Source organism: Proteus sp. fly-1067 (assembly GCF_040139345.1).
Taxonomy (GTDB): Bacteria; Pseudomonadota; Gammaproteobacteria; order Enterobacterales; family Enterobacteriaceae; genus Proteus; species Proteus vulgaris_B.
Window position 1 is genome coordinate 1 of the sequence record NZ_JBEEUL010000138.1, and the last position, 636, is coordinate 636.

A 636-nucleotide genomic window follows, 5' to 3' on the forward strand; every position below is an offset into this window, starting at 1 on the left:
CTCGTTTTGCTTGTTGATCTTTGACGCTTTTCTCTTTTTCAGCGATATTTTGCAGTAAATTTTGTAGCTGATCTTTATTTTGGGTGATCTGATTGGCCGCCATCACCTGAGTTGGCGATAGCGCTATTAATCCACAAGCAAACAGTGCTGAGGTAATAGCCTGACGAATAAAGGTTATTTTCATCCGGTTATATATATTGGCCATTCTGATAGAAAACCTCGAATAAATACGATAGCTAATTATTTCATCTGATAGGTATGGTTACCAGTGCCCAATTCTGAATCTTACAAAATAAACAGTGATAAACCAAAAGGCTACACTGTGATTTAACATGACAGGTTAGCTATGGTTTCGCCGCCATTATTTTTTAATCTATACCCGCCATACTTCATGCTGTAGCGCTTTTCGTTGAAGTCGAAGTGACTACGCTTACTTATCGCCTAGCCGCACCTAGAATGATCTAGAGTATAATTGATTGTATCGCTTATCTCGCTAATTAGTATCATTAAATCAAATATTATGGGCTAAATTTTAGCTAAACCGAGTATAGATCCTCTTTATTCGTGACTTTTTGAGGGGTAATGGGTTTGTGATAGGATGGATTATAGGTCTATATTGAGAGTGATACTCTTTAT

1 pseudogene is annotated in these 636 nt (G+C 37.1%); it reads right to left on the reverse strand.

Annotated features, from left to right (window positions below):
• Positions 1-205, reverse strand: a pseudogene (locus tag ABN217_RS19610) (murein hydrolase activator EnvC); the annotation flags it as partial.
• Positions 206-636 lie beyond the last annotated feature (431 nt).